Here is a 20,261-nt window from a genome sequence, read left to right on the forward strand (position 1 = left end):
CCACTCTCGGCCGTTCCGAAAGGGGACACGGTGAACAGGACACGACTCGTCCGCTCTGCTGCCGCATTGGCAGCCGCGCTCACAGTACTGACCGGCTGCTCCGGAGGCGACAACTCCGGCGCCTCGGGAGAGACGACCACGGTCAACTGGTGGACCTGGTCCCCGGACCAGGCGATCGCCTACGAACAGTGCATCCCTGCCTTCGAGAAGGCCAATCCGACCATCAAGGTGAAGATCACCAACTACAACGTCAGCGACTACTTCACCAAGCTCACCTCGGGATTCGTCTCCGGTGACGCACCCGACGCGTTCATGAACAGCGTGACCTACCTGCAGTCCTACGCCGGTCAGGGACAACTGCTGCCCCTGGACGACTACATCTCCAAGGACAAGCTCGACCTCGGCCAGTACGCCATCGGCACGGAGGGCTGGAAGTACAAGGACGGCAAGCAGTACGCCCTGCCGATGGACTGGGCCACCGGAGCCCTCTACTACAACACCGATGTGCTGGCCAAGGCCGGTTACACCGCGAAGGACGTTGCCGCCCTCAACTGGACGTCCGAAGGCGGCGGCACGCTCTGGCCGATGATCAAGCACCTCACCGTCGACAAAGCGGGCAAGCGTGGCGACCAGGCCGGCTTCAACGCGAACGCCGTACAGACGTACGGGCTCGGCAACATCGAGTCGACCGGCGACCCGTTCGGCCAGAATGCCTGGGGCTGGCTGCTCCCGAACGACGGGATCAACATCCCGGACCAGCAGAACTGGGCGACCGTCTTCAACTACAACGATCCGAAAGTGGTCAAGTCGGTCCAGATGGTCCGGGCGCTCGCCAACGACGGCTACACCCCCAAGCTGAACCAGTTCACCACGGCCAACAGCCAGCAACTGGGGTCCGGGAAGGTCGCGATGGTCGTCGGCGGGACCTGGGAGGCCGCTACCTACGCGGCGTTGAAGGGCGCGAAGATCGGTACTGCTCCGCTCCCGGCCGGCGCCGCCGGCAAGCGTGCCCTGATGACCAACGCGAACGGCAACAACCTCTGGGCCGGCAGCAAGCATCCCGACCAGACCTGGAAGTGGGTCAAGTACCAGGAGAGCGAGGAGTGCCAGACGACGGCCGCGAAATTCAACGGCTCGTTCTTCCCGTCCATCGCGGCATCGATGAAGGCACTGACCGACCAGCAGGCCGCGAAGGGCGCGGACTTCTCGGTCTTCAACCAGTACCTGACCAGTGGCGAGCTCGTTCCGTGCCCGGTGTACAACAATGGCGCGGCACTCACCAACGCGATGGTGCCGCAGTTCGAGTCGTATTTCACGAACAAGGCCGACGAGAGCATCTTCCCGAAGATGCAGGACCAGAGCCGGACGCTGCTGGCGGAAGGCAAGTAGGAGACCCATGCTGATCGCTTCACCCGCAACCGGGCCGCGACCCTCCGTCACCCCGGCCGGCACCCTCTGGTACGACCGGCCGGGCGAGCGCTGGTTCGAGGCGCTGCCCATCGGCAACGGCCGCTTGGGTGGCATGGTGTACGGCGGCCTGCCGACGGAACGGATTGATCTCTCCGAGTCGACCGCCTGGTCCGGAGGGCAGTCGACCATCGACCTGAGCCCGACCGCCCGGCAGGAACTACCGGCCGTCCGCAAGCTGCTCCTCGCGGGCGACTACGCCCAGGCGCAGCGGCTCGCGGGTGAGCACCTGCTGGGCACGCGGGCGTCGTTCGGCACGAACCTGCCCCTTCCCCATGTCCGCCTGACCTTCGCCGACCGCGGACCAGCCACAAGCTACCGTCGGTCTCTCGACCTCGACCAGGGCATCGTGGCAGTCACCTACGACCAGGGCGGGACGCGGTTCACCCGGGAGGTCCTCGCATCCCATCCGCAGCGCGTCATCGCCGTACGCATCGAGGCTGATCGGCCTGGGGCGGTCAGCTTCACGGTCGGCCTGGACGGGTCGGTCATTCCCGGCAGGACGACCAGTACGGAGGCTGGCGTCGCGTTCAGCGGTCGCGCCGTCGAGTCCCTGCACAGCGACGGCAGCACGGGCACGGCGGTCGAGATCCGGGTCAACGTCGAGGCTGTCGGTGGGACCGTACGACGAACCGACGACGCGTTCGAGGTCGACAGCGCCGACTCCGCCGTACTGATCGTGGCCGTCGGCACCGACTGGGCCGGCGAGGACCCGGTGCGACAGGTCGAGACGTTGACGGCGACGGCCGCCGCAATCGGATTCGATGCCATCCGCGCCGCCCACGTCGACGATCACGCCGGCCTGATGCGGCGGGTCTCGCTCGACCTCGACGCGGCCACCGAGGTCGACCCGGTGCCGACCGACCGCCGACGCGACGATCTCGCCCGCGGCGGGCGCGACGACGGCCTCCTCGCCTTGTACTTCCAGTACGGGCGTTACCTCACCGTCGCCGGATCCCGCGCCGACTCCCCGCTGCCGTTGGCCCTGCAGGGACTCTGGAACGACGGCCTGGCCAGCAGTGCGTCGTGGAGCAACGACTTCCACCTCGACATCAACACCCAGCAGAACTACTGGGCCGCCGAGCCCACCAACCTGGCCGAGTGCCACACTCCCCTGTTCCGCCTCCTCCAACTCCTCGCCGAGACCGGCCAGACCACCGCCACCCAGATGTACGACGCTCCCGGGTGGGTCGCTCACACCGTGACGAACGCCTGGGGCTACTCGGCTCCGGGCACCGACCTGGGCTGGGGCCTCAACGTCACCGGTGGCGCTTGGCTCGCCACTCATCTCTGGGAGCACTACGAGTACGGCGGTGACGACGAGTTCCTGCGCGACGTGGCCTATCCGATCCTTCGTGGCGCCGCGCAGTTCCTGCTGTCCTACCTCACCGAGGACCAAGGCCTCCTCGTCTCCGGACCGTCCGAGTCCCCCGAGAACTGGTACGTCGCGCCCGACGGCAGCAAGTGTTCAGTTGCCATGGGCAACACCGTCGACCGGGTCTTCGCGGAGGCGATCCTGCGTGACTGCGCGGCCGCCGCGGAGGTGCTCGGCGTCGACCCGGACCTGCGCGAGCGAATCACGGCCGCTCGAGCCCGACTGTCGCCGTACCTGATCGGCCGGCACGGCCAGCTGCAGGAATGGCTTCACGACTTCGAGGATGCGGATCCGGCCCACCGGCACACGTCCCATCTGTGCGCGCTCTTCCCGGAGCGGCAGATCACACCCCGCACGACGCCGGACCTGGCTCGCGCCGCCGAAGTGACGATCGAACGGCGGCAGAGTGCGGCCGGCTGGGAGCAGACCGAATGGGTCGAGGCGAACTTCGCCGTCTTCCACGCCCGCCTACTGCAAGGCGACAAGGCGCTCGCCCATCTGACCAACCTGGTCGCCGACGCCAGCGAGGCGAACCTGTTGAGCTACTCCGTCGGCGGCGTCGCCGGTGCCGCGCAGAACATCTACTCGTTCGACGGCAATGCCGGCGGCTCCGCTGCCGTCGCCGAGATGCTTCTCCAATCCGACGGCCAGGAGATCGAATTGCTCCCCGCCCTCCCGACAACCTGGCAGAACGGATCCGTTCGCGGGCTCCGCGCCCGTGGCGGCTTCACGGTCGACATCAGCTGGAAGGACGGCCGGCTCGACCACGCCCGAATCCACCCATCCAGAACAACGACGCACCGCATCCGGTACGGCGACACCAGCACCGAACTGACCTTCACCGAGCAGGAGGCGCTCATCGTGAGCTAGGCGTGGCGGGATGCTTCGAGCGCGAGGAGGAGCTCGGCGAGCGAATGCGGATCGTTGAGCGAGCGCCCGGTGCGCTCCTCGATCCGGCGCAGGCGATGCCGGACCGTGTTCGGGTGACAGTAAAGGCGCTCGCCGGCCTCGGTGGCGGAACCGTGATGCGTCGACCAGACCGCCAAGGTCTCGAGCAGCACCTCGCGGTCGTCGGGCGGAAGGTCGTCGAGTCCGCCGAGCACCTTCCGGACGAAGTACTGCATCACGTCCGGCGCCGCGACCGCCGCCATCGTCAACGGTGACTCGTCGAACAGCGCCACCGGGGCGTCCGCCGTCGAACCGGCCAGGGCGACCCGCGCGAACCGCACCGCCTGCCCGGTCCCGTCGAGCTCGTCGTACGGCGGACTGACGCCGACGCGACCGGTCGCGGACTGACGCAGCAGGTCGATCAGTACGGCGAGACGCCCAGGCCGCACGCCCACCACACCGATCTGCAGCTCGGGCAGCAGCCGCCAGGCGGACGCAAGACCAACAGACCGCAGCCGCTCCTCCGCCGCGGGCAACGCCTGACGGCCCACCTCGGGCACCTCCGCGGCCACGACCACGAACGGACCCTTGTGCGGCAACCGCAACAGCTCGGCCGCCTCCCACAGCGTGCCGCCACCACTCACGCGGCCCTCGAGCAACGCTTCGACCAAGGCCGAGCGCTGCTGGTCCTGCTCCAGCATGCGACGGGACTGCACGTCGCGGTAGGCGTCCGTCATGGCATCGGTGTAGGACGACTGCATCTGCCACAGCCGGCTCGATGCGCGCACCAGGACCTGGTCGGTGACCCGGGCCGAAGCGGCCGCGGCGAGCACCGCGTCCCACAGATACCGCGTGCCGACCCGGTACGCCGCCATCACGTCGGCCAGCGGCGCGCCCTGCTCCGCCCGCAGCCGCCCGGTCTCGCGGGCGGACACCGGGTCGGAGCGTTCGCCGACCAGTGACTCGAGCATGAAGTCGAAGTTGGCCCGGCAGGACGCCCGCAACGCGGCCGGCGGTACGAGTCCCCCGGTGCGGTAGAAGTCGATCTCGCTCTCGATCTGGGCCGCCATCGCCTCGACCAACTCGTCGGCCCGGACCCGGAGCCGGCCGACGAGATCCTCGATCTCCGGGCCGGCGCGCTCCGTGCTCACCTTCGGAGCATAAGCCCCGGGACGTTGTTCACGGGGACACTCGTGCGCCCGCCACGTTGGCCGGCCGGCCATCGACGCGGACCGGCGCCGGACCGATCGTGGAGTCAATCCCCGAACCCCGGAGCGACGCCATGACGAATCTCAGCCTGAACCTCACCGAGTCCGCGGCCATGTACCCGGACCACCCCGCGATCCGGCTGGACGACGACGTCCTGCGCTACGCCGACCTCGACGACGCGGCATCCCGCGTCGTCAGCCTGCTCCGCGAGTACGGCGTGCAGTCCGGTGACCGGGTCGGCCTGATGCTGCCGAACATCCCCGAGTTCGCGATCGTGTTCTACGGCATCCTCCGGGCCGGCGGTATCGCGGTACCGATGAATCCGCTGCTGAAGCGGCGTGAGGTCGACTACTACCTCACCGACTCCGGTGCCAAGGTGCTGTTCGCCTGGCACGAGGTGGCCGCCGAGGCCGAAGCCGGATCCAAGGCCGCGGGCACCGAGCACGTGCCGGTGGCACCGGGTGAGTTCCGCACGCTGATCTCGACCCGCCAACCGGCGCCCGACCCGGTCAGCAAGGACGGTTCCGACACGGCGGTGATCCTCTACACCTCCGGCACCACCGGCCGGCCGAAGGGCGCCGAACTGACCCACGCCGGCCTGAACGCCAACCAGGCGGTCAGCGCCCGGACACTGTTCCGGATCGGCCCGGAGGACGTGTTGATGGGCTGCCTGCCGCTGTTCCACGTCTTCGGGCTCACCTGCGGCCTCAACACCGCGATCGCCAACGGCGCGACCCTGACCCTGATCCCGCGCTACGCCCCGGCGAAGGCGCTGGAGGTGATCGCCCGCGACGGCGTCACCGTGTACGAGGGCGTGCCCACGATGTACGCCGCCATGCTCGGCGTCCCCGGGCGCGAGGAGTACGACGTGAGCACGCTGCGCACCTGCGTGTCCGGCGGAGCGGCCCTTCCGGTCGAGGTGCTGCGCGCTTTCGAGGAGGCGTTCGGCTGCATCATCCTGGAGGGCTACGGGCTGTCCGAGACGTCGCCGGTCGCGTCCTTCAACCATCCGGACGCGACCCGCAAGCCCGGCTCGATCGGTACGCCGATCGAGGGCGTGCGGATGCGGGTCGTGGACGACGCGCGCCGGCCGGTCCCACCGGGCGAGATCGGCGAGATCCAGATCGGCGGCCACAACGTGATGAAGAGCTACTGGAACAAACCCGACGCCACCGCGGAGACGATCGACGCCGACGGGTGGCTGAGCACCGGGGACATGGCGCGGCAGGACGAGGACGGCTACTTCTTCATCGTCGACCGCAAGAAGGACCTGCTCATCCGCGGCGGTTACAACGTCTACCCCCGCGAGGTCGAGGAGGTTCTCTACGAGCACCCGGCGGTCGCCGAGGCGGCCGTGGTCGGCATCCCGCACGCATCCCTCGGCGAGGAGATCGGCGCGGCCGTCGCCCTCAAGCCCGGTACGACGGCGACGCCCGACGAGTTGCGCGACTTCGTCAAGACCCGGATCGCGGCGTACAAGTATCCGCGCGCGGTGTGGATTGTCGACAATCTGCCGAAGGGACCGACCGGCAAGATCCAGCGCCGCGACGTCGTCGTCCCGGAGGGTGTGCTCCGATGACCACCCACGACGCTCGCGCCGACGCACTCGCCGCGCCGCTCGACCTGCTATTGACCAGCGCCGCCATCGGCCCGATGCGCCGGCTGATGCCGAACGCCTCCTGGGCCCGGATGACGACCGGACTGGCCGCCCGGCCGCGCACGGTCGCCGGCCGCGCCGTGGACCTGGCCGGCGAACTCGGCCGGATCGCGATCGGTCACTCCGACCGGGCGCCGTCCCGCCGCGACCGCCGTTTCTCGGATCCGGCTTGGACGCACAACCCGGTACTGCGACGAATCGTCCAGGCCTACCTGGCCGCGGCCGAGACCGCCGGCGCGCTGACCGCGGACGCACACCTGGAGTGGCGGGACAGGCAACGGATGGGCTTCGTCGTCGACAACGTCGTCGAAGCACTTGCCCCGAGCAACAACCCGCTGGTGAACCCGGTGGCCTGGAAGGCGCTGATCGACACCGCCGGGCTGAGCTCGGTCGCCGGCGCCCGCAACCTGGTCCGCGACCTGGCCACCGCGCCCCGGGTGCCGAGCATGGTCGAGCCGACGGCGTTCGAAGTCGGTACGACGGTCGCTGCGACATCCGGCGCGGTCGTGTTCCGCAACGAGATCCTGGAGCTGATCCAGTACACCCCGCAGACCCCGAAGGTCCGCACCGTGCCGCTGCTGATCGTGCCACCGGTGATCAACAAGTACTACGTCGTCGACCTGGCACCGGGCCGAAGCATGGTCGAGTACTTCGTCGCGCAAGGCCAGCAGGTGTTCACGATCTCCTGGCGGAACCCGGACGCCCGGCATCGCGACTGGGACCTCGACACCTACGGCCAGGCGATCCTCGACGCGATGGACGCCGTCCAGCGGATCTGCCGCACCGACAGCACCCATCTGTTCGCGACCTGCTCCGGCGGCATCCTGGCCTCGATGGTGCTCGCACACCTCGCCGATCGCGGTGAACTCGACCGCGTCGCCGGCTTCACCCTCGCGGTCTCAGTGCTCGACCAGACCCACGCCGGCTTCGCGTCGGCTGCCTTGGACGAGCGCGTGGCCGCGGCGGCCGTAGCTTCATCGGCGGCCAAGGGGTACCTGGACGGCCGGGCGCTTGCCGAGGTCTTCGCCTGGCTGCGGCCGACCGATCTGATCTGGAGCTACTGGGTCAACAACTACCTGCAGGGACGACCACCGGCTGCCTTCGACGTCCTGTTCTGGAACGCCGACACCACCCGGATGACCGCCGCACTGCATCGTGGTTTCGTCGAGCTGGCGATGACCAACGCGCTGACTCAGCCAGGGAAGGCGACCATGCTCGGGTCCGCGGTCGACCTCGGCAAGGTCGGCACCCCGTCGTACGTGATCGCCGGGATCGCCGACCACATCTGCCCGTGGCAGGCGTGCTATCGCAGTAGTCAGCTGCTTGGCGGCGAGACCCGGTTCGTGTTGTCCACGGCCGGGCACATCGCCTCGATGGTGAACCCGCCCGGCAACCCGAAGGCGACGTACCAGATCAACGAGACCAACCCGCCGGACCCCGACGAGTGGTTGCGTACGGCAACGACAGAGCAGGGCTCCTGGTGGCCCGACTACGCCGACTGGCTGGGCAGGCGCAGCGGCCGGTTGAAGGCCGCGCCGGAGGACCTCGGCGGCGGCGGGTTGGACCCGCTCGAAGCCGCGCCCGGCAGTTACGTCCGAGAGGCCTGAGGTGGAGATGCTGACCGCCGCCGGAAGACGGATCCGGTACGACGTACGTCTGGGCGACCCGCGACAGACGCCGCTGCTGCTGTGCTGCGGGATCGGGGCCGGCTTCGAGGTACTGCAGCCGGTGGTCGACGCGCTGGACCGGACGGTGATCCGGTTCGACGTCCCCGGCGTCGGCGGCTCGCGGGCCGGATTGCTGCCGGACGGCATCCCCCGGCTCGCCTGGATGGTCGAGCGAATGCTGAAACAGCTCGGCTTCGATCAGGTCGACGTACTGGGACTGTCGTGGGGTGGCGCGCTCGCGCAGCAGCTCGCCGCCCAGCACCGGCGGCGTGTCCGACGACTGGTGCTGGTGAGCACGGGCACCGGCGCCCTGATGGTGCCCGGGAGGCCGACGACCCTGCTGCGGATGCTCACGCCGCGACGCTTCGGCGATCCCGAGTACGCCGCCGGAATCGCCGGCGCCATCTACGGCGGAAGCGCCCGGGAGCACGCCGGTGACATCCGGGAGGTGTTCCAGAACCAGGTGCGGGCCGGATCGCTGCGCGGCTACCTCTACCAGCTCGCGGCCGGCGCCGTCTGGACCAGCTTGCCGTTCCTCGGCCTGATCCGGCAGCCGACGCTGGTGCTGACCGGCGACGACGACCCGATCATCCCGGTCGTCAACGGCCGGATCCTGGCCCGTCTGATCCCGCACGCCGAACTGCACATCTACCGCGGCGGGCACGTCGAGCTCGTCACCGAGGCACCCGCGCTGGTGCCCGTCATCACCCGATTCCTGTCCGCTGAGGGGGACGCATGACCACCGACCCGATCGACTTCTACGGCCTCGAGCTGCTGCTGGACAACCATGACCGCGAGCTGCTGCGCGCCGTCCGCGACTTCGGCGACAAGCAGGTGACGCCGATCATCAACGACTACTGGAACCGGGCCGCGTTCCCGTTCGAACTGATCCCGACGCTGCGCGACCTGGGCATCGTCGGTACGCCGTACACCGGGTACGGCTGCCCGGGCCGCAGCTTCCTGCTCGACGGGCTGATCGCGATGGAGCTCAGTACGGCGGACCCGTCGATCGCCACGTTCTTCGGCGTACACAGCGGGCTCTCGATGGGATCGATCTACCTGTGCGGCTCCGAGGAGCAGAAGGAACGCTGGTTGCCGGCGATGGCCCGGCTGGACAAGATCGGCGCCTTCGGCCTGACCGAGCCCGAGGTCGGGTCCGGCGCCTCGCGCGGGCTGCAGACCACCGCCCGGCGCGAAGGCGACACGTGGGTCCTGGACGGCCAGAAGAAGTGGATCGGCAACGCGACCTTCGCCGATCTCACTGTGATCTGGGCTCGTGACGTCGAGGACGGTCAGGTGAAGGGTTTCGTGGTCGAGAAGGACACACCCGGGTTCGCCACCACGAAACTCGAGGACAAGATGGCGTTGCGCGTCGTACAGAACGCGCTCATCACCCTGGACGGCGTACGGGTCCCGGAAGCGAACCGCCTGGCCGGTGCGGAGTCCTTCCGCGACACCGCCAAGGTTCTGCTGATGACCCGCGCCGGCGTCGCCTGGATGGCCGTCGGCTGTGCCCGTGGCGCCTACCGTCATGCCCTTGCCTACGCGGGAGAACGCGAGCAGTTCGGCCGGCCGATCGCGTCGTTCCAACTCGTCCAGGACCTGCTCGTCCGCATGCTCGCCAACACCACAGCTTCCGCCACCTTGTGCGCGCGCCTCTCCCAACTCCAGGACGCCGGCCTCGCGTTCGACGAACACGCGTCACTCGCCAAGGCCTTCTGCACCGTCCGCATGCGCGAAACCGTCGGCTACGCCCGCGAACTCCTCGGCGGCAACGGCATCCTCCTCGAACACAACGTCGGCCGCTACGTCGCCGACGCCGAAGCCATCTACTCCTACGAAGGCACCCGCGAAATGAACACCCTCATCGTCGGCAAATCCATCACCGGCCACTCCGCCTTCCTCTGACTACTGGCTCAAGACGATCTCCACGCGAGCGCCGTTTGCCAGGCCTGGCTTGAGTTCGAGGGCCCCGCCGCATCTGGCTACCAGGCGGCGGCAGAGGGCGAGACCGAGTTGGGCGCCGGTGGCGTAGCGGCCCGTCGCCCCTGGCGCGGCGCCGTCATTCTCGACGGTGAGCACGCTGCGATCGCCGACCCTGCGAGCCTGGATGTGGATGCGTTGTGCGCCGGCGGCGACCGCGTTCCCGAGCAGGTTGCGGAGGATCAGGCGGAGAGCGGCGGGTGGCAGCGGGAAGTCGCTGGTCACGTTGGCGACGACCTCGGCGGGCAGGTGGTCGAGATCCGCGGCAGCCTGTCGCAGGCAATCGGCGACGGGCGCGTGACTCCGGTCGGCTTGATCGGCACGTGCCGCGTCGAGGATCGAGTCGACGAGGTCGAGGGCGCGCTGCATGGCCTCGCGTGGCTCGTCGGCGTCGATCGCGGACCTCAGGATCGACTTCACGTCGTGGGCGACCATGGCGGACGCGTCCTCGAGCGCCTCGGTCCTGCGTGCGAGGCGCGCAACGTGTTCCGCCAACTCTTCGGCGATCCGTCGGTACTTCATCCGTGGACTCCTCGAACTCTAGGACTGGCCGATCAGGCCGTGGGACAGGGCGAACATGACCAGCTCGGCGCGAGTGCCGAGCCGGAGTTTGCGCATGATGTGCGCGCGGTGCGTGTCCACGGTCCGCACCGAGATGAACAGACTCCGTGCGATCTCCTGGTTGGTGTAGCCGAGCGCCAACTGGTAGAGGATTTCGCACTCACGCTCGGACAGGGGTTCGAGCGCGGCGACCTGATCGCCCACGACCAGCCTCGCGCCGAGCGACGGTTCGACATAGGTCTCGCCGGCACAGATCCGGCGCATCGCACCGATCAACGCTTGGTCCGACGAGCCCTTCGAGATGTACCCGGACGCACCGGCCAGCAGAGCACGCCGTACGGTGCTCGCGGACGCCTGAGCTGACATCATCAGAATCTTCGTGCCGGCCGCGACACGTCTGAGCGGTGCAATGGCGTCACAGCCGTTCGTTCTCGGCAGCACGACGTCCAGCAGGACGAGATCAGGCTGAAGCCGTTGTGCAAGTGCCACCGCATCGGCCGCGTTCCCCGCCTCGCCGACCGGCACGATGTCAGCCTCCCCCGCCAGCCGCGCCCGAAGCCCGGCACGGACCAAACCGTGGTCGTCGACGATCAGAATCCTCATCACACAACCGAGCCTAGGGCCGGAATCAGCAAGGAACTAAGGAGATTCGGCAACCCTGCACGCCTGGCAAGGCTCCGTGCACGGAGAACACAGTCGTACGCCGGAGCCGTGGCTAGCGTGCAGATCGTCAGTACCCGAACCGAATCCTCAGGAGGAGAAATGACTGACGAAGCAGTGGCCCTGAACGTCAAGGACGAACTGTTCTGGGACCCGAAGGTGGACAGCGAGGAGATCGCGGTATCCGCGGACGACGGAACGATCACGTTGCGCGGCACCGTCGGCAGCTTCCGGCAGAAGCGCGATGCCAAGAAGGCCGCGGAACGCGTCCACGGAGTCGTGTACGTCGACAACGAGCTGTCGGTACGCATTCTCACCAAGAGCCGGCGCGCCGACGCCGACCTGCGCGGCGATGTGCTGCAGGCGATGCTGCTCGACTCGCTGATCCCCACCACGGTCGACGCCAAGATCCAGGACGGGTACGTCACCTTGTCCGGCGCGGTCGACTGGCAGTACCAGCGGGACGAGGCGACGTTTGTCGCAGGCAACGTTCTCGGTGTGACCGGCGTCGACAACGAGATCATCGTCGGCGGTGACGCCCACACCGCCGGCGAGGTCTCGGATGACATCCAGAAGGCGTTCAAACGGGACGCCAAGATCGACGCCGACAGTCTCGCGGTGGCAGCCTCGGCCGGCACGGTGACGCTCACCGGGAGCGTTCGGTCCTGGTCCGAGCACGACGCGGCGCTCGCAGCGGCCTGGGCCGCCCCGGGCGTCACCACCGTGAACGACCGGCTGGTCGTCTCGTACTGATCCGCGAAGAGACTGAAGCCGGCTCCCGGTGGGCAACCACCTGGAGCCGGCTTCAGTCGTGGGTGTGTCAGCCGACGGATTCGGCCAGATTCTGGGGAGCCGATCCCGCCTTCCGGAGCTGCGCCGACAGCACCAGCGTGGAGATGCCGTAGACGATGCTGAACAGGCCGAACACGGTGGCCAGGCTGACCGCGCCGATGTCGGGCCGGATCGCCAGGACGACGCCGAGTGCGATCGAGACGAGTCCGGTGAGAGCCCACATCGCCCGCTCCCCCGCCTCTTCGCCCTGCCGGAACGCCATCGTGACCTCGATGACGCCCGAGACGAACGCCCACACGGCGATCCAGATCGTCAGCACGAGCGCCGTGATGCCGGGCCACGCCAGGGCCGCGATGCCGGCGACCACGTCGAGCAGTGCGAGCAACAGGTAGCCGATCACGGGACCGGCGCTGCGGCCGGCGAACGCGCGGGCTCCATCCGTGGCTCCCGCGATGAAGGCGTAGATCGCGAAGAGAATCACGACCGCGCCGACGGTGACATCCGGCCAGGCGACGGACACCACGCCGATCGCGACGGCCAGCAGGCCTCGCCAGAGCAATGACGACGACACAGATTTGAACATCAACTGCCTCCTTGGTGATTGGTCACGACGCGACGTCGGCGTCGATCGGGGTAGTGGTGAGTGCGTAGGCGCGCTGCTTGTTCTGGTGCAGCGCACGCCATTCGCGCGGCGACATGCCGAACGCCTCGCGGAAGGTGCGACTGAAGTGGGTCGCGTCGCCGAAGCCCCAGGCATGCGCGATGGCGGAGATCGTCCGACCCGCCATCGCGCTCCTGGCGAGCTCACGCCGGCACCCCTCCAGCCGACGTACCCGGATCCATTCCCCCAGAACGATGCCGGACCGCGACAGCGTCGTGTAGAGATGCCGGACCGAGATGTTCTGGGCGGCGGCGATCTTCGCCGCGCTCAGGTCCGGATCGGTGAGATGCTGCCGGGTGAACTCCATGATCCGCAGCGCGAGCGTGTTCTCCAGCGGTTCGCTGGCCAGCACGCCCGCGCCGAGCTGCGTGGCGACGACAGCCCGGATCAGCTCGATCGTCGGCGCCTCGAAGACGTCCAGATCGGCCTCGGCCGCGAGCCGCTGATCACCGACCAGCCGGGTCAGGTACGCCGCCGCGAGGTTCGCGACCGGATTGCGCGGGCCGAGGCGCAACCCGGCGACGCGGGCGAGGGCGTGATCGGTCAGTGCCAGATCCGCCCTCGGCACCCGCACGGAATGCTGGTGGTTCCCGTCCTGGCTGGTCGACAGGTACGGCCGGCGAGCGTCGAGCAGGATGAGATCGCCCGGCGACAGCACCGTTCGCCGGTTGTACTGGACGACCGATCGCCGGCCCGCCAGCTGCAGCTCGACGATGATGCTCGGCTCCGGATCCGCCCGGGCCAGCCGTACCGTACGCCGCACGGTCAACGGCGTCGTCGTGATCGTCAGGATCGACAGCCGGCCCAGCCTGCCACCAGTACCTCGCGCGGACACCTCGTCCGGACCGACGTGGTGCAGGACCTCGACCGGCACCGCGGCGCTGCCGATCGCATCCCGCAGCAGCCGGAGCCGGTCGCCCGGCGGCATGGTCGCGGTGTCGAACAACTCGGGCAACGAGCTGTTCCGGTCGGATGGCAACGAGTGAGCCATGGCAGCCTCCTGGCGGTCAGCGCGAGCGTCCTGCGCTCGACATGGACGACGCTAGGAGGCCGCGGACGGCCCAGACATCGGCAATCCGACGCAACGATGACCCAATTGGGCCGACCGTCACCCCCGCCGAGCGCGGTGCCGGTGGATTCCGGCGACTGCCACGAAACAGATCAACGCGGCGGGAACGGCCTTCCGGATCAGAGGTCCGGCGGCCTTCTTCTCCGGGGTCGCCGCCGGCTCCTGCCGCCGGTCGGCCAGCTTGATCAGGTGTTCGAGCATCGCCTTCATCGCGCACTTCCTTCTCGGGTGGGCATGTGGGTCATGCCTGTGCCGAAACGGTAGGAGTGCACCGGCCGTCCTGATCTGCGCCGAACGCGCCACTTCTCTGCGTTTTGCGCGCACTTGGACTCAGTGTGGCTGCCGCCGGGTGGCCTCGAGGGCCAGGCAGAGTTGCGCGACGTCGCGAGGTGCGGTCAGGGTACGGCCGGTCAGCTCGGCGATCCGTCGCAGTCGTTGGCGGACCGTGTTGGGGTGGACGAACAGCTGCTTGGCCGCCTCCGCGGTCGATCCGCCGCAGTCGCGCCAGGCTTCCAGCGTGTCCAGCAGAACCTCACGGTCGGCCGCAGCATCCAGTGGGCCCAGGGTGGAGCCGACGATCCGGGCCATCACCTCGGGCGTACTCGCCGCGGTCACCGCGAGCGGCGAGTCGTCGAAGAGGGTGACCTTGGCGCCGGGTGCGGTGCCGAGAATCGCGAACTTCGCGAAGCGCAGCGCCTCGCGCGTCCCGTCCAGTGTGGGGTACTGCGGACTGACGCCGACGCGGTGTTCGGCGTGCTTGGTCAGCGTGGCGACCAGTTGAACCCTGCGGCCGCTCACCGGCAGCACGACGATGCCCACCTGGAGGTCCGCCTGCAGTCGCCACGCCGACGCCAGACCAACTGACCGCAGCCGCACCTCCATGTCGGGGAAGGCCTGCCGGCCGACCTCCGGCACCTCCGCGGCGACCACGACGAACGGTCCCCGGTGGGAGATCCGCAGGATCTCGGCGGCCTCCCAGAGGGTCTCGTTCTCAGTGATCCGGCCCTCCAGGAGCGCCCCCACCAGAGCGGAGCGTTCGTGCTCCTGGGCGACGATCCGGTCGGCCACCGCGTCCCGGTAAGCGTCTGCCATCGCGTCCGTGAAGTCGTCGAGGATCAGCCAGATCCTGGACGCGGCCCGAACCAGTGCGTCGCTGCTCAGCGCACGCGTCTCCCGCGCCTCGGCGACCATGGCCTCCCAGATGAACCTGCCGCCGACCCGGTAGGCGTCCATCGCCTTGGCCAGCGGCACACCCGCGTCGACACGGTGCCGGCCGCTCTGCCGCGCGTAGGAGACGTCCGCGGCCGCAGGTCCGCACAGCGCGGGCAGGACCGACTGCAGCTGCGCACGGCAGTCCTCGCGGAGATCGGCGTACGGGACCAGACCGGTGTCGACGTACGACGTGACCTCCTTCTGGATCCACTCCGCCATCGACTCGGCGAGCTCGCCGATCCGGTCCAGCAAGGCCGTGGCCAGGACGGCGATCTGGCGATCGAGATCCGCGTCGTCGTTCCCGATGTCCATCTGCTGATGGTAGGTCCGAATGTTTCCCACCACTGCTGGCGGCGCCGAACACTGTGACCGCGTACATCGACTCTGGCTCGACCCGATCGGATCCTGGTAGAGGCCGAACTGCCTCCCGCAGGAATCAGGTCACTATCAGTTGCGATACGGAGGCACGACCGTGAAGTCAGACCCCGTGGGGCGCGCCGCCGAACTGGAGCGGATCGACTCACTCCTCGAGCGGTGCACCTCGACCCAGCCCGCTCTGCTGCTGCGCGGCGATCGGGGCATCGGCAAGACCGCGCTGCTCGACGCCGCCGCAGAGCGGGCGACGGCCCGCGGAATTCGGACCCTGCGTGCTTTCGGTGCGGAGTTCGAGGCGGGGCTGTGCTTCTCGGCGCTGCATCAACTCCTCTACCCGCTGCGCGACCGGGTGGACCAGTTCGTCGGCCCGCACCGCCGTACTCTCGAGCAGATCCTGGATCTCACGCCGGGACTGTCGCCGGATCCCTTGGTCGCGACTGCGGTGCTCGCCCTCCTCAGTGAGGCCGCCGCCGAGCGGCCACTGCTGCTGATTGTCGACGACATCCCCTGGATCGACCCCGCCAGCGCGGCCACGCTCGGGTTCGCGGTCCGCCGCTTCGGACACGACCCGATCGCCCTCCTGGCGGCCGCGCGCACAGGTACTCACGGTCTCCACGACAGGGTCCAGCTGCCTGAACATGTCATCGGGTCACTCGACGCCGGGGCGGCCGTCAGGCTGCTGGACATCCAGTGGCCCGGACTGGCTCCGCCGGTGCGGCGGCGAATGCTGGCCGAGGCCGCGGGCAACCCGCTGGCGCTCCAGGACCTGCCCGTGTTGCTGGACGACCGGCAGCGCTCCGGCCAGGACCCGCTGCCCGAATTCCTGCCGTTGACCGGGCGACTACGGGCCGCCTTCGCCGAAGAGGCCGGAACGTTGCCCGCAGCAACTAGACGGGTGTTGTTACATGTGGCCCTGGAGCCGGAGGTCAGTCTGGCTGCGATCCAGGGATCGGCGATGGACTCGGTGGACGTCGACGATCTCGCTCCCGCAGTGCGGGCCGACCTGGTGCATGCCGATGCCGGTGGCCGCCGCATCTGGTTCCGCCATCCGCTGATCCGCTCGGCCATCGTGCACCAGACAGCGCCAGCTGAACGCCGGGGCGCGCACCAGGCCCTCGCCACGATCATGACCGGTAGCCCCGAGCGCCGCGCGTGGCATCTCGCCGAGACCGCCACCGGACCCGACGAAGCAGTGGCTCGTGCCCTGGACGAGGCCGCGACGTCCGCCCGGCGCGGGGGTGCGGCGTCCGCGGCTGTGACCGCGCTCATCCGGGCCGCGGACCTCAGCCCGCACGCGGCCGATCGGTGCCGGCGGTTGATCGAGGCCGCCCACCTCGCCGGCATCACCGGCCAACTCGACGAGGTACCCCGGTTGTTGGCCGACGCCGGCCAGGCCCGGGACACGCCGACCGGCCTGGTCTTCGCCACCACCGCCCATCTCCTCACCAACCAGGACGGCGATGTCGACGCCGCCTACCGGCTGCTGACCCGCGCGCTCGACGATGTCGACAGTACGGCGAACAACGACCGCCGGTGGAACTCTTGCGGGATTCTCTACGCACTACTGCTCGTCAGCCTCTACTCCCTCCGGCCGGAGCCGTGGGAGCTGCTCGACAAGGCGATGGCTCGCTTCGAACCGGAAGCAGTCGTCCCGTTCCGCCTGTGTCACGACGCGTACGTCGATCCGTCCCGATCCGCCAGTGCGGTGCGCGAAGGCCTCGCTCAGGCATTCGCCGCGCTGCCCGCCGACGCGGGCCCCTGGGAACTCCTGCCCCTGGCGTTCGCGGCCAATGCGATGGATGTGCTGTCCGACTACCGCTACCTGCTCACGCGGATGATCGATCGGGAGCGCGATGGTGGCGCGATCGCCATGGTCATCCCCGGCTTGATGCTGCTCTGCCAAGATTCGTACGTCCACGGGCAGTGGGACGAGGCCGAGCGCGTGGCCCAGGAGGGGCTGGATCTGGCCGAGGTCTACGGTTACCACTTCTGGGAGGGCCAGATCCGGGCCTTGCTGGCCGCGGGCGCGGCGCTGCGTGGCAACGCGGATCTCTCCCGATCCCGCCGTACCGAGACCACGAACTGGGCGGCGCCCCGCGGGATGGGGGTGACAGAGGCGTACGCGCGGTCGGCCGGCAACCTCGCGGCCATGGGGCAGGGTGACTTCGACGAGGCCCTGGTCCAGGCGGCGAGGATCGCCCCGGCCGGCGCCCCGAGCGTCGGCATCCCGGGCCGGTGGGTGGTGCTCGACCTGGTCGAGGCCGCAGTCCGCTCCGGTCGCATGGACCTCGCCCGCGCCCACGTCGCGGCCGCCCAGCAGGCCGGCCTGCACCGGATCGGCCCGCGCATCGCACTGATGATCGCCGGCTCGGCAGCCTTGACCGCCGCCGACGACGAAGCCGGCGCGTTGTTCGAAGCCGCGCTGGCGATGCCCGATGCGGCTCGGTGGCCATGGGAGCACTCGCGTGTCCAGTTCGCCTACGGACAATGGCTCCGCCGCACTCATGACACCACTCTTGCCCGGATACATCTCCGCGCAGCCCTGGAGACCTTCGACCGGATCGGCGCCGAAGGCTTCGCCCAGCGGGTCCGCGCGGAACTCCGTGCGGCCGGCGTCGCATACGCCGTACCGCCCGACAACTCGGCGGTTCCACTGACGGCGCAGGAGCGGCAGATCGCCGACCTGGCCGCGACCGGGCTGACCAACAAGCAGATCGCCGAACGGCTGTTCCTGTCCCACCGGACCGTGGCGTCGCACCTTCACCGGCTGTACCCCAAGCTCGGTGTCGCTTCGCGCACGGCCCTGCGCGCCGCGCTGGATGCGATGGCCCGGGCCGAGGCTCCTTCGTGATTCCCGCAACCGGTCAGTGCAGGCTCCGATGCCGCGAGGGTGTCACCCCGCAGAGGATCGAAAGCACAGAGACACCCGACGAAAGGAACTGAGATGAGCTGGGACAGCGATCTGGTCGGCAACGTCAGCGACGAACTGTTCTGGGACCCCAAGGTCGACAACGAGGCCATCGCGGTCTCGGCGAAGGCCGGCACGGTCACACTGCGCGGCACCGTAGGCGGTCTGCGGGAGAAGCGGGAGGCGAAGAAGGCGGCACAACGCGTCGTCGGCGTACTGGAGGTCGACAACCAGCTGAAGGTGCGGCTGATGGGCGACGAGGGACGCATGGACGCCGATATCCGCGGCGACGTCCTGCAGGCCCTGATGCTCGACAGCCTGGTGCCGAGCGCGGTCGACGCCAAGGTGCTGGGCGGCGTCGTGACCCTCACCGGCACGGTCGACTGGCAGTACGAGCGCGACGAGGCGGAGTTCGTTGCCTCGAACATCGTCGGCGCCCTCGACGTGATCGACGAGATCGAGATCAAGAACCCGAAGCCGAACTCCGGGGACGTGCAGGACTCGATCACGAACGCGTTCAAGCGCAACGCCGCGCTCGACGCCGAGGGTCTGCAGGTGTCGACCGACAACGGGATCGTCACCGTCAAGGGAACCGTCGGCTCGTGGGCCGAGCGGGACGAGGCGATCGGCGCTGCGTGGTCGGCACCGGGCGTCACAGCGGTGCGTGACGACCTGACGGTCACCTACTGACCGAAGCACGGCCCGAACGGCGCGGGTGGCATCCACCGCCCGCGCCTCGCCGTACCTGAGGAGCAGGGTCATGAAGCAGATCAATCCGCCACTCCAGATCGCCGGGGAGCTGATGTCGATCGCCGGCCTGCGCGGCTGCTCCGTCTACGACCGCACGGGCCTCCGAGTCGGGCGCCTCGTCGACCTGCTCGTCAGCCCCGACACGATCGACCCCCGGCCGCGGATCCAGGGAGCTCTGGTCCGCGCCAAAGGGCGACTGGTCTACCTCCCGGAAGCCGCCATCGCCGGCATCCGCGACCGGACGGTGTACCTCTGCACCGTCGGCGTCACTCCCCGGCCCTTGGCCCCCAGGCTCATCCGGCTCAGTCACCACGTCCGGCACTGCCAGCTGCGCGCCTCCGACGTGATCGTTGCCTGCAGCCCCGACGGTCTCCGGCTGGTCGGCGTCGACCCCACCTTCCGCACTCTCCTCCGCCGACTCGCCCCCACCCCGCTGCGCCGCAGAGTCATCCGCCATCGAATCCAGCCCTGGCCCTCACCCGTTCCCCGGCTCACCCCGGCGCCCACACCAACTCGGCCCACTCGCCGACCGGCGCCCCCGCCGTACAGGCCCTACACCAGACCGCGCCGCCAGCCTTCAGCCGTCGGACACAGGACGTAGCTCGACGACGGCGATCGGGCGGGAGGTTCTGGTCTGGTACTGCGTGTAGCGGTCGGCGTTGACCGAGTTCACGATCGTCCAGCGGCGGGCGTAGTCGGGGTCGTCCGGCAGCGTCGAGCGTGCGGTGACCGGGATGCGGCGGCGGCCGATCTGGATCTCGCAGCGTGGATCGGCTTTCAGGTTCGCCAGCCAGGCCGGGGGTTTGGGTGATCCGCCTTTGGACGCGACGACCAGGTAGTCGTCGCCGTCGCGGGCGTAGGTGAGTCCGTTGGTACGGACCTCGCCAGTCCGGCGGCCGGTCGTGCGGAGCAGCAGCGTGGGGTTGCCGAAAAGCAGGTGATGACCGAGAAATCCGTCGGTGTGCTCGTAGATCCACTGGTGGGCGCGCAGGACCTGGTGGAAGAAGCCGGCCATCGGAAGCTCCTT

At 69.1% G+C, this 20,261-nt stretch carries 18 protein-coding genes; 10 read left to right on the forward strand and 8 right to left on the reverse strand.

All coding sequences use genetic code 11. The features are described from left to right. Positions 1-30: 30 nt before the first annotated feature. Positions 31-1,389, forward strand: a complete 1,359-nt coding sequence (locus tag OG876_RS35185; protein ID WP_328521016.1) for an ABC transporter substrate-binding protein — start codon at positions 31-33, stop codon at positions 1,387-1,389. 7 nt (positions 1,390-1,396) lie between these two features. Beyond that, positions 1,397-3,712 carry a glycoside hydrolase family 95 protein gene (locus tag OG876_RS35190; protein WP_328521017.1) on the forward strand — a complete coding sequence of 772 codons (2,316 nt, stop codon included), beginning with the start codon at positions 1,397-1,399 and terminating at the stop codon, positions 3,710-3,712. On the opposite strand, the gene OG876_RS35195 is transcribed toward OG876_RS35190, so the two are convergent. Next, positions 3,709-4,881: a PucR family transcriptional regulator gene (locus tag OG876_RS35195; protein ID WP_328521018.1), complete on the reverse strand. Its 1,173-nt coding sequence runs from the start codon at positions 4,879-4,881 to the stop codon at positions 3,709-3,711. The genes OG876_RS35190 and OG876_RS35195 overlap by 4 nt on opposite strands. 131 nt (positions 4,882-5,012) lie before the next feature. Here OG876_RS35195 and OG876_RS35200 point away from each other — a divergent pair, with 131 nt between their 5' ends. Genes OG876_RS35200 through OG876_RS35215 form a run of 4 tightly spaced genes read left to right on the forward strand, consistent with a single transcriptional unit; the run spans position 5,013 to position 10,171 of the window. Next, positions 5,013-6,518 carry a long-chain-fatty-acid--CoA ligase gene (locus OG876_RS35200; RefSeq protein ID WP_328521019.1) on the forward strand — a complete coding sequence of 502 codons (1,506 nt, stop codon included), beginning with the start codon at positions 5,013-5,015 and terminating at the stop codon, positions 6,516-6,518. Next, positions 6,515-8,203: a PHA/PHB synthase family protein gene (locus OG876_RS35205; RefSeq protein WP_328521020.1), complete on the forward strand. Its 1,689-nt coding sequence runs from the start codon at positions 6,515-6,517 to the stop codon at positions 8,201-8,203. Before OG876_RS35200 ends, OG876_RS35205 begins: the two co-directional genes overlap by 4 nt. A gap of 7 nt (positions 8,204-8,210) precedes the next feature. Further along, entirely contained in the window at positions 8,211-9,002 is a 792-nt protein-coding gene (gene phaZ / locus OG876_RS35210; protein WP_328526996.1) for a poly(3-hydroxyalkanoate) depolymerase, read from the forward strand. Further along, complete coding sequence (locus tag OG876_RS35215) at positions 8,999-10,171, forward strand: acyl-CoA dehydrogenase family protein (RefSeq protein ID WP_328521021.1); 1,173 nt, start codon at positions 8,999-9,001, stop codon at positions 10,169-10,171. The genes phaZ and OG876_RS35215 overlap by 4 nt, the downstream gene beginning before the upstream one ends. On the opposite strand, the gene OG876_RS35220 is transcribed toward OG876_RS35215, so the two are convergent. After that, positions 10,172-10,768 (reverse strand): sensor histidine kinase, encoded by a 597-nt coding sequence (locus OG876_RS35220; RefSeq protein WP_328521022.1) that lies wholly within the window; start codon positions 10,766-10,768, stop codon positions 10,172-10,174. It abuts the gene before it with no gap. Between the two features lie 18 nt (positions 10,769-10,786). Continuing rightward, positions 10,787-11,410 carry a response regulator transcription factor gene (locus tag OG876_RS35225; RefSeq protein WP_328521023.1) on the reverse strand — a complete coding sequence of 208 codons (624 nt, stop codon included), beginning with the start codon at positions 11,408-11,410 and terminating at the stop codon, positions 10,787-10,789. A gap of 159 nt (positions 11,411-11,569) precedes the next feature. Between OG876_RS35225 and OG876_RS35230 the strand changes: the two genes are divergently transcribed. Continuing rightward, entirely contained in the window at positions 11,570-12,220 is a 651-nt protein-coding gene (locus OG876_RS35230) for a BON domain-containing protein (protein WP_328521024.1), read from the forward strand. A gap of 67 nt (positions 12,221-12,287) precedes the next feature. Here OG876_RS35230 and OG876_RS35235 read toward each other — a convergent pair whose 3' ends face one another. The 4 genes from OG876_RS35235 to OG876_RS35250 form a co-directional block, all read right to left on the reverse strand. Continuing rightward, a complete protein-coding gene (locus OG876_RS35235) occupies positions 12,288-12,842 on the reverse strand; it encodes an HdeD family acid-resistance protein (protein ID WP_328521025.1) in 555 nt (184 codons plus the stop codon). 22 nt (positions 12,843-12,864) lie between these two features. Further along, positions 12,865-13,911 (reverse strand): helix-turn-helix domain-containing protein, encoded by a 1,047-nt coding sequence (locus OG876_RS35240; RefSeq protein WP_328521026.1) that lies wholly within the window; start codon positions 13,909-13,911, stop codon positions 12,865-12,867. A 117-nt stretch (positions 13,912-14,028) separates the two neighbouring features. After that, the gene (locus OG876_RS35245) at positions 14,029-14,199 is read right to left on the reverse strand and encodes a hypothetical protein (protein WP_328521027.1); all 171 of its coding nucleotides are present in this window, start codon (positions 14,197-14,199) and stop codon (positions 14,029-14,031) included. A 120-nt stretch (positions 14,200-14,319) separates the two neighbouring features. Further along, entirely contained in the window at positions 14,320-15,513 is a 1,194-nt protein-coding gene (locus OG876_RS35250; protein ID WP_328521028.1) for a PucR family transcriptional regulator, read from the reverse strand. 160 nt (positions 15,514-15,673) lie between these two features. Here OG876_RS35250 and OG876_RS35255 point away from each other — a divergent pair, with 160 nt between their 5' ends. The 3 genes from OG876_RS35255 to OG876_RS35265 all read left to right on the forward strand — a co-directional run bounded on the left by OG876_RS35255 (position 15,674) and on the right by OG876_RS35265 (position 19,835). After that, entirely contained in the window at positions 15,674-18,427 is a 2,754-nt protein-coding gene (locus OG876_RS35255) for an ATP-binding protein (protein ID WP_328521029.1), read from the forward strand. A 93-nt stretch (positions 18,428-18,520) separates the two neighbouring features. Further along, a complete protein-coding gene (locus tag OG876_RS35260) occupies positions 18,521-19,174 on the forward strand; it encodes a BON domain-containing protein (RefSeq protein WP_328521030.1) in 654 nt (217 codons plus the stop codon). A 70-nt stretch (positions 19,175-19,244) separates the two neighbouring features. Then, positions 19,245-19,835: a PRC-barrel domain-containing protein gene (locus OG876_RS35265; RefSeq protein ID WP_328521031.1), complete on the forward strand. Its 591-nt coding sequence runs from the start codon at positions 19,245-19,247 to the stop codon at positions 19,833-19,835. Here OG876_RS35265 and OG876_RS35270 read toward each other — a convergent pair. Further along, positions 19,812-20,249 carry a nitroreductase family deazaflavin-dependent oxidoreductase gene (locus OG876_RS35270; protein WP_328521032.1) on the reverse strand — a complete coding sequence of 146 codons (438 nt, stop codon included), beginning with the start codon at positions 20,247-20,249 and terminating at the stop codon, positions 19,812-19,814. The genes OG876_RS35265 and OG876_RS35270 overlap by 24 nt on opposite strands. Between the last annotated feature and the right edge of the window lie 12 nt (positions 20,250-20,261).

The organism is Kribbella sp. NBC_00359 (genome assembly GCF_036097425.1).
Taxonomy (GTDB): Bacteria; Actinomycetota; Actinomycetes; order Propionibacteriales; family Kribbellaceae; genus Kribbella.